Origin of the sequence: Shewanella electrica, from assembly GCF_022321485.1 — a bacterium.
Taxonomy (GTDB): domain Bacteria; phylum Pseudomonadota; class Gammaproteobacteria; order Enterobacterales; family Shewanellaceae; genus Shewanella; species Shewanella electrica.
The window spans coordinates 1-582 of the sequence record NZ_JAKOGG010000052.1; the positions used below are offsets into that span (position 1 = coordinate 1).

The 582-nt window shown below is 51.7% G+C and carries 1 protein-coding gene; it reads left to right on the forward strand.

Annotation, left to right across the window (positions count from 1 at the left end; translation table 11 throughout):
• A partial coding sequence (locus tag L9G74_RS19900) for a VCBS domain-containing protein (protein ID WP_238898510.1) occupies positions 1–582 on the forward strand: 582 nt, incomplete at both ends.

The window sequence follows — 582 nt, forward strand, 5'->3', positions numbered from 1 at the left end:
CAACGATGAAGTCGTCGAAGGACAAACACTGACGGGGACATGGAGTGGCACCGAAGGGGCTGATGGTATGCAGTCTCTGGCTATTGACTGGACGTTCGCTGGCACTACCACCACCTATGACCAAGATGATTTCACCTTCGATACCGCCTTTGATGTCGCCGGTGGCTCACTCACCATTCATGAAGATGGTACGTGGTCATTTACTGCGGATAACAATTTGGACAACGCTGATGGCATCGCTGTATCAATTACGGCCACCATCACTGATACCGACGGTGACGTAGCCACTGATGACGCCAGCTTCACTATCACCGATGGCGGAGATCCAATATTTAACCCTGCACAAGGTGGTGATCTATCCCTCGACTTGGATGATGATGCACTCAACACTGGCGTGACGGGCAATCTCAGCTTCACTGCAGGCAGTGATGACATCACTGGCTTTAGCTTCGCAGACCCAAGTGTCACTGGTTTTGTTGCACCAACCGTCACTGGCTTAACGGGTGAACTGACTTGGTCGCTGAATAGTGATGGCAACCTCATTGGTTCACTCAATGGGGTCGCTGTTCTGCAACTGAGCCT